Below are 7,246 nucleotides of genomic sequence, written 5' to 3'. Positions count from 1 at the left end.
TTTGCCCAAAAACCCCCGGCGCCCCCCCCCCCCCCCCCGGGCGCGCCTTTTCGGCCCCCCCCCCCCGCCCCCCCCCCCCCCGGTGGGGGGGGGCGGGGGGGGGGGGGGGGGGGGGGGGGGGCGGCGCCGGGCTGGGGCGGGGGCTGGGGCGCGGGCGGGGCGGGGGGGGCCGGCGCCTGGGCGGCGGCGGGCTCCGCGGGAGCAGGGGTGCTATCGGCGGTCGCGGCGATCGTGGACGCCAGCGCGGCGGGCTGCACATCGGCCGTTCCGTGACCCCCGGCGGAGGTCACGGCGGCAAAGGCGGCCAGCGCCAGGGTGGCGGATCCGGCGGTGCGTGCGACCGCCTTGGCTCTGCTGCTCTTGATGGACTTCTTCGACATGCGCGGTATTTCCTACTCTGGTGTCGGCCGTTGCGGGCCTGCACAGGCAGCACGGGACCAGGGTGAGACCGTCACCGGTTCACCTGCGCGCTGCGGTGCTGTTGTGGAACTTGTTATGAGAGAAGGGGATTCGCATTCCCCACTGACACGACTGAGCTCAGCGACGGCCGGGCGGACCGACGACGACGCGTGACGCGCTCGCGGCCGCGGCGGCTACCGCTGCGATGCGCGCCGTACCTGGCGGCACATCCGTCGCGGTCATGTTCCGCATGGGCGTTGACAACTCCTCGTGCTATCCGGGGTCGGGACAACCGACGAGGTCACAGGATGATTGCGGTAGGTTAACACCATCTGAACTAAAGGTGAACGAACGGTGCGACACCCTGGCAAATGCCTAAAGTTCAATCTTCTATAACCCACTGACCTGGCAATTCTCCCCTAAACGTATTGTGCCGCGGGTCACATAAAAAGTTGCCGTGTCGTGCTGGACAGCGCCGATTTGCCGGGATTTTCCGCCCCCGCGATCCGTCTAGGTCACGGTTCGTAACCATTCGCGGCGGCGGCCGTCGGTAACCCGTTATTCGCCCGGCACCCCGCGGGGCGTAGCGAGCACCTCACAGCCCCGCCTCGCCGGTGCGCATGACCTTGTTACGACCGGTCATCGAAGCGCCATCTGACGGTCACCGCAGCGGCAAGGTTGAACGCGCAAGCTGTTGGCACACCCCGGTGTGCGATTCGAAATCCCGCGCACCGATCCGTGACGAAGGATGCCGATGATGTCTCCGCACGACCTCGCCGACCTGCCGGACTGGCACGAACTGCTCGCCGCCTTCTGCGGCCATCTGGGTGACGACCCGGGCGATCCCCCGATGGTGCGCTGGGCCCGCGCGCTCGCCGAACTCCATCTGCGCCGACACCAGCAGCCCGCTCATGCCGCCGAAATCGACGGCAGCCGAGCCGAACTCGTCGCCACCATCGACGGCTGGGTCGGCGACCGGCTACCGGCGCGGCGGCATCGCGGGCTGTACCCCGAATCGCTCGGCGGCGCCGTCGACCGCCTCGCCGCCGCCCAGGTGCACGCAAATCGCCTGCTGCACAGCGCCGCCGACGTCTCCGACGAACGGGTGCACACCGCCTGGTACCGGCTGGCGTCGCTGGCCGACGACTGGAGCGATCTGGTCGACGAGGTGCTGCACGGCCAGCCGCGGCACCGCGTGCGCTCGGCCTAGCGGCCCGACGAACCGTGCCGACAGGCAACGTCCCACGACTGGGCAGTTCACGAAGAGGTCTGCGCAACAACGGGTCTCGTGCCATCGACCGCGACATGATCGGCCGCGGTATCGAGGGCCGAGTCCGTCCGGCTCTCATCCGCACCGGCGGGCCGCGACCAGCGGTGCAGTGCGCGCATGATCAGCGGTAGCAGCAGGATCATCAGCAGCAGGCGCACGCTCTGCACGGTGGTGATCAGCGGCATGTCGGCGTTCATGTCCTCGGCGGTCGCCAGGACCGCGTTGAGGCCGCCGGGCGTGGTGGCCAGATACAGGTCGGACAGCTCGAGGTCGACGAACAGGGCCAGTCCCAGGGCGAGCGCGGCGACCAGCGCGGACAGCGCGACGACCGCGGCGGTCATACCGGGCAGCAGCCGCGCCATCTCCACCACGACGGTGCGGGTGAAGCGGGTACCGACCTCGAAACCGATCAGCACGAACAGCAATTCCTTGAACAGATTGGTCGGCGCGTAGCCGTGGCTGACGCCGACCGCGGTCAGGGCGGCGGTGATCAGCAGCGGGCCCAGCAGCGCCGGGCTCGGCAGCCGCAGCCGCCGACCGCAGCGAATTCCGGTGAGGCACAGCACGATCGCGATCGACAGTCCCGCCACCTGATCGCCGCGGCCCACGATCATCCAGTGCGGCAGATCCGGATCGGTCACCGCGTCGCCGAAGGTCTCGAACTCCGCCACCGCGCGATCCCCGTCGGCCAGCAGCATCGCCAGCACCGGCGCGCTGAGCGCGACCAGGCCGACCCGCAGATACTGCATGAACGCCACCCGCCGCGGATCGGCGTCGAGCTCGTCGGCGCACGACACCACCGCGGCCGAGCCGCCCGCGATCAATCCGAGCGTCGCCGTCGGCAGATCCACCCGGGCCGCCCGCGCGAACACGACGGCCACCAGCACGCTCACCACCACGGTGGCCGCGGTGACGGCCAGCACCGGGATCAGGGCCATGCCGACCGAACGCAGCAGCGAGACCTGAAGATAGCTGCCCATCAGCACGCCCAGCATGGCCTGCACGCCGACCGACACCTCCTTCGGCAGCGGCGCGGGCAATCGTCCGGTCAACGCCAGCGCCGCCCCGACCACGATCGCCACGATCATCTGCGGCGCCGGGAACCGGGTGCGATCGAGCAGCTCCGCCACGCCCAGCACCGCCGCGAGCAGAACCATCCATCCGAGCGCTTGCCACCGGGTCATGCCACTCGATGGTTGTCCGCGGCGATGAACACCGGGTAACAACACAGTTATCCCTTACCGCGAGCGCGGTGATCCCGGACTCATATCGAATTTCCCTGCAATATAGGGAAATTCGTAGGCGGTCGGTCGAATATCCGCTGCCGTCACTGCAATTCTGCCCGGAGGGCAATCTTGCAGCGTCAACCCCGGAGGCGGGTCAGCGTGCGGGCAGACCCGAGCGGCTCAGGAAGCCGAGCAGATCGTGGCGGGTGATGACGCCGATCGGCTTGCCGTCCTCGACGACCATCAGCGCGTCGGTGGACTCGAGCGACTTGGTCGCCGCCGAGACCGGCTCGCCGGAGCCGATCAGCGGGAACGACTCGCTCATGTGCTTGGACACCGGGTCGGTGAGCTGGGCGCGGCCCTCGAAGACCGCCGAAAGCAGGTCGCGCTCGGTGACGCTACCCGCCACCTCGCCCGCCATCACGGGCGGCTCGGCGCCTACGACCGGCATCTGCGAGACGTCGTATTCGTGCAGGATCTCGATGGCGTCGCGCAGCGTCTCCTGCGGGTGGGTGTGCACCAGATCGGGCAGCGCGCCGGACTTGCCGCGCAGCACGTCGCCGACGGTCGGCTCGGCGGTGCTGCCGTCGAGCCGGGACCGCAGGAAGCCGTAGGAGCTCATCCACTGGTCGTTGAAGATCTTCGACAGGTAGCCGCGGCCGCCGTCGGGCAGCAACACGACCACCACGGCATTCGGGTCCCGCTCGGCCACCTGCAGCGCGGCGACCACCGCCATGCCGCAGGAGCCGCCGACCAGCAGGCCCTCCTCGCGGGCCAGGCGGCGGGTCATATCGAAGGAGTCGGCGTCGGAGACGGCGATGATCTCGTCGGGGACCGCGGGGTCGTAGGCGCTGGGCCAGAAGTCCTCGCCCACGCCCTCGACCAGATAGGGGCGGCCCGAACCGCCGGAGTACACCGAACCCTCCGGATCGGCGCCGACCACCCGCACCTTGCCGCCGGACACCTCCTTGAGGTAGCGGCCCGCGCCGGTGATCGTGCCGCCCGTGCCGACGCCCGCGACGAAATGGGTGACGGTGCCGTCGGTATCGCGCCAGATCTCGGGGCCGGTGGTCTCGTAGTGGCTTTCCGGACCGCCCGGGTTGGAGTACTGGTCGGGCTTCCACGCGCCGGGGATCTCGCGCACCAGGCGGTCGGAGACGCTGTAGTAGCTGCCCGGATCCTCCGGCGGGACGGCCGTCGGGCACACCACGACCTCGGCGCCGTAGGCGCGCAACACGTTCCGCTTGTCCTCGCTCACCTTGTCCGGGCAGACGAACACGCACTTGTACCCGCGCTGCTGGGCGACCAGCGCCAGGCCGACGCCGGTGTTACCGGAGGTGGGCTCGACGATGGTGCCGCCGGGCCGCAGCAGGCCCTGCTCCTCGGCGGCGTCGATCATCTTGACCGCGATGCGATCCTTCGAGCTGCCGCCCGGGTTCAGATACTCGATCTTCGCCGCAACCAGGCCGGAGTTCGGCCCCACCACGGAGTTCAACCGCACGAGCGGTGTGTTACCGATCAGGTCGACGACGTGGTTCGCGATGCGCATAGCCCCATCGTTGCAGAATGTCGCAGCCCACCCGACAGCGCATCCATTCCCGCGCGACAACGCCCGCCCGGCGCGACAACCGACCACACAACACGGCGACCATCCATACGGCGTGGCGACCGACCTGCGGTATGTGAACTCCCCTATCGCCGAGTTCACACCGTGCCACGCCTGCGAACGCCGCGACGGCGGTTCGGTTTCCGCCTATCATCTGCCGAGTGAGGATGCCGAAGATCGCCCGCACCGCCGCCGCCGTGCTCGGAACCCTCGGGGCCGCGACGGCGATCGCGTCGTCCGCCTCGGCGAACGCGCAGACCATCGAATTCCCCCAGACGCCGAGCGTGTTCTACGGCGGCCTCTGCTGGGGCAACATCCGTACCTGGGCCGACACCAGCCCGGACTATCCGGGCCGGGCCGTCATCAACGTCCAGTCGCTCCCCATCGCCGGCGTCGGATCGGGCCAGTATCCGTTCGCCCCGCTGTGCAACGTCGACACCACCGTCGCCTGGCGCAACATCACCACCGGCGCCGCGGGCGAATACCGCCTGAACGTGGTCGCCGGAATCTACGGCAGCATCCTCTACGCCCAGTTCCAGGACACCGGCCCCGGCCACATCGAGATCACGGTCTCCACCAACAACCACCACATCCCCGCCCGCGGCGCCTTCGACGTAGCCGCGCCCCCACCCCCGGCCCCCTGACCCACCCCCTCGCCGCGCCAACCTGTCACACCCCTCCCTCCACACCCCGGCCCGCTCCCGCACGGCCGACAACTCCCCTTGCCCCCCGCACCCCTTGCATGCCCCCGCACCCCTTACAGGACCTCGTAAAGGGTGCGGGAACACGTAAAGCGTGCGGGAAGTTTGGTGCTCACGTTCGGTGGATCCGGCACGATATAGGCAGACGGAATCGTGGGTGGGTGCGGTGCGATCGGTCGGCGGATGCTGGGCGGGAGGGCCGTGCTGCGCGACGCTGCGGAGCGGAAAGGGGTCGGCAGGTGGCGAGGACGTGGCGCACGTTCGCGGTGACCGGTGTTGCCACGGTGGCAGCGGGGTCGGGTGCGGGTACCGCGTGGTGGGCGGGTTATCGGCTGCTGATGCAGCAGGCGCAGGCGGCGCGGACCGTGATCGGCCGCGATACCTCCAAACCCCCGGAGGCCGACGGCGTCTACACCGCCGGATGTTCCGCGCCCGAATCCTGGCGCACCGGAATCCCTTTCGACCTGCACCTGATGATCTTCGGCGACTCCACGGCGGCGGGCGTCGGCTGCGACAGCGCGGAGCAGGTGCCGGGCGTGCGGGTCGCCCGCGGTCTGGCCGCGGCGACCGGGCGGCGAATCCGGTTGAGCACCAAGGCCATCTCGGGTGCCACGTCGAAGGGGCTGGCCGGGCAGGTCGACGCGATGTTCGTCGCCGGTCCGCCACCGGATGCCGCGCTGATCCTGGTCGGCGCCAACGACGTCACCAAGAAGCACTCCGTGCTCCGCTCGGCGCAGCGGCTGCGGCGCGCGGTGCAGCGGCTACACGAGGCGGGCAGCGTGGTGGTGGTCGGCACCTGCCCCGATCTGGGTTCGGTGGCCGCGATCCCACAGCCGCTGCGGACCGTCGTGCACGGCTGGAGCGTGCGGCTGGCGCGCGCGCAGGCGGCCGCGACCCGCGCGGCCGGAGGCTGCCCGGTGCCGATGGGCGATCTGCTCGGCCACGATTTCCGCAGCACCCCCGAGGTGTTGTTCTCCGCCGACGGCTTCCACCCCTCGGCCGCCGGGTACGAGTTGGCCGCCGCTCACCTGCTCCCGGCGCTGCTGCGCGAGCTCGATCAGCGGGATACGGGCATACCGGGTGTTCCTACCCCGATCGGGGCGACGTAGATTCGGAGGAGAATTCCGTATCTGTGTACCGAACGGCCGCTTGGTCGTTCGCCGCCCGACGAAGGAGTCCTCATGCCAGAGGCCGTCATCGTTTCCGTTGCCCGCTCCCCGATCGGCCGTGCGGGCAAGGGCTCGCTCGTGGGCATGCGCCCGGACGACCTCGCCGCCCAGATGGTCCGGGCCGCCCTCGACAAGGTGCCGGCGCTGGCCGCCTCCGATATCGACGACCTGATGCTCGGCTGCGGGCAGCCCGGCGGCGAGGCCGGTTTCAACATGGCCAAGGTGGTGGCCACGCAGCTGGGCTACGACTTCCTGCCCGGCGTGACGCTCAACCGCTACTGCTCGTCGTCGCTGCAGACCAGCCGGATGGCCTTGCACGCCATCAAGGCCGGTGAGGGCGACGTCTTCATCTCCGCCGGTGTGGAGACCGTCTCGCGGTTCCCGAAGGGCACGTCCGACGGCTGGCCGGACACCCACAACATCAAGTTCGCCGATGCCGAGGCTCGCACGGCGAAGCGCGCCGAGGGCGGCTCCGACGGCTGGGTCGACCCGCGCGAGAACGACCAACTGCCCGACGTCTACATCGCGATGGGCCAGACCGCCGAGAACGTCGCCCAGTTCACCGGCATCTCGCGCGAGGAGCAGGACCACTGGGGCGTGCGGTCGCAGAACCGCGCCGAGGAGGCCATCAAGGCGGGCTTCTTCGAGCGCGAGATCACCCCGGTGGGGGGGGCCCCCCCCCGCCGGGGGGGCACCCCCAGCCGGCCCCCCCCCCCGCCCCCCCCCCCCCCCCCCCGGCGGCCGCCCCCCCCCCCCCCCCCCGCCCTCCAACATAAAATCCCCCCCCCCCCCCCCCCCCCCCCCCCCCCCCCCCCCCCCCCGCGGTTCCCGGGGCGATGCACCCCACTAGGGGTAGACCATCCAGTGAACTGGGT

The 7,246-nt window shown here is 70.4% G+C and carries 6 protein-coding genes; 4 read left to right on the top strand and 2 right to left on the bottom strand.

The features are described 5' to 3' along the window. The first annotated feature begins 1,153 nt into the window (after positions 1-1,153). Complete coding sequence (locus QH290_RS00175; RefSeq protein ID WP_280265243.1) at positions 1,154-1,609, top strand: DUF4254 domain-containing protein; 456 nt, start codon at positions 1,154-1,156, stop codon at positions 1,607-1,609. A 47-nt stretch (positions 1,610-1,656) separates the two neighbouring features. On the opposite strand, the gene QH290_RS00170 is transcribed toward QH290_RS00175, so the two are convergent. Continuing rightward, positions 1,657-2,853 (bottom strand): AbrB family transcriptional regulator, encoded by a 1,197-nt coding sequence (locus tag QH290_RS00170; protein ID WP_280381618.1) that lies wholly within the window; start codon positions 2,851-2,853, stop codon positions 1,657-1,659. 196 nt (positions 2,854-3,049) lie between these two features. Beyond that, positions 3,050-4,444, bottom strand: coding sequence for a cystathionine beta-synthase (locus QH290_RS00165; protein ID WP_280265241.1), 1,395 nt, complete (start codon positions 4,442-4,444; stop codon positions 3,050-3,052). Positions 4,445-4,668: 224 nt separating this feature from the next. On the opposite strand from QH290_RS00165, the gene QH290_RS00160 reads away from it, so the two are divergent. The 3 genes from QH290_RS00160 to QH290_RS00150 all read left to right on the top strand — a co-directional run. Next, positions 4,669-5,145 (top strand): hypothetical protein, encoded by a 477-nt coding sequence (locus QH290_RS00160; RefSeq protein ID WP_280265244.1) that lies wholly within the window; start codon positions 4,669-4,671, stop codon positions 5,143-5,145. Between the two features lie 296 nt (positions 5,146-5,441). Next, complete coding sequence (locus QH290_RS00155; RefSeq protein WP_280265240.1) at positions 5,442-6,311, top strand: SGNH/GDSL hydrolase family protein; 870 nt, start codon at positions 5,442-5,444, stop codon at positions 6,309-6,311. A gap of 72 nt (positions 6,312-6,383) precedes the next feature. Beyond that, positions 6,384-7,246: thiolase family protein (locus QH290_RS00150; RefSeq protein WP_483244229.1), on the top strand; the 863-nt coding region annotated here is incomplete at its 3' end.

It is taken from the genome of Nocardia wallacei (assembly GCF_029869545.1).
Lineage (GTDB): Bacteria > Actinomycetota > Actinomycetes > Mycobacteriales > Mycobacteriaceae > Nocardia > Nocardia wallacei_A.
This window is presented reverse-complemented; position numbering and strand designations above follow the sequence as displayed.